The sequence below is a fragment of the Pseudoalteromonas luteoviolacea genome, assembly GCF_001696455.1.
Classification (GTDB): domain Bacteria; phylum Pseudomonadota; class Gammaproteobacteria; order Enterobacterales; family Alteromonadaceae; genus Pseudoalteromonas; species Pseudoalteromonas luteoviolacea_C.
In genome coordinates this window covers 1-587 of record NZ_MAUJ01000047.1, presented here as the reverse complement: position 1 = coordinate 587, position 587 = coordinate 1, and the positions used below count along the sequence as shown (strand labels likewise).

Sequence of the window (587 nt, the reverse complement as noted above, 5' to 3'; positions counted from 1 at the left end):
CATTGCTGATAACACCTGCGCCACTGCCGATATAACGATTACCCGTTTGGTGATCTGAGCTTGGTGTTTGCGTGATCGTATAGCCATCCGCATTTGATTCGATTAAACCAGCAAAGCCAAATTCACCATTTACATCTGTGGTGGTTGTAAGCTCTACAACCTGACCATATTTGTCGGTGCCCGTCAGTTTTATGCTGATAGTGTTAAGGGCGGAGTCGACAGGATCGTTCTCCCCGTTTTGATCAACATCGAAGAACACTTTACCCGTTACAGTTTTATCGCCTGCTTTGGGCTTTTCAGTAAAGCGGATCGCTGGTGTTGGATCTGTGCCGACTACGACTTTGGCGACATTGCTGACCACACCCGCGCCACTGCCAATATAACGATTACCCGTTTGATGTTCAGTACTTGGTGTTTGCGTGATGGTATAGCCATCGGCGTTTGATTCGATTAAACCAGCAAAGCCAAATTCACCGTTTACATCTGTGGTGGTGGTAAGATCGACAGTCTGACCATATTTGTCGGTGCCCGACAGTTTGATGCTAATAGCGTTAAGGGCGAAGTCGTTCGGATCGATAACGCCATTT

1 protein-coding gene is annotated in these 587 nt (G+C 47.2%); it reads right to left on the bottom strand.

Features of this window, described 5'->3' with window-relative positions; translation table 11 throughout:
• On the bottom strand, window positions 1-587 hold a 587-nt coding region (locus tag A7985_RS25420), incomplete at both ends, for an SdrD B-like domain-containing protein (protein WP_141685457.1).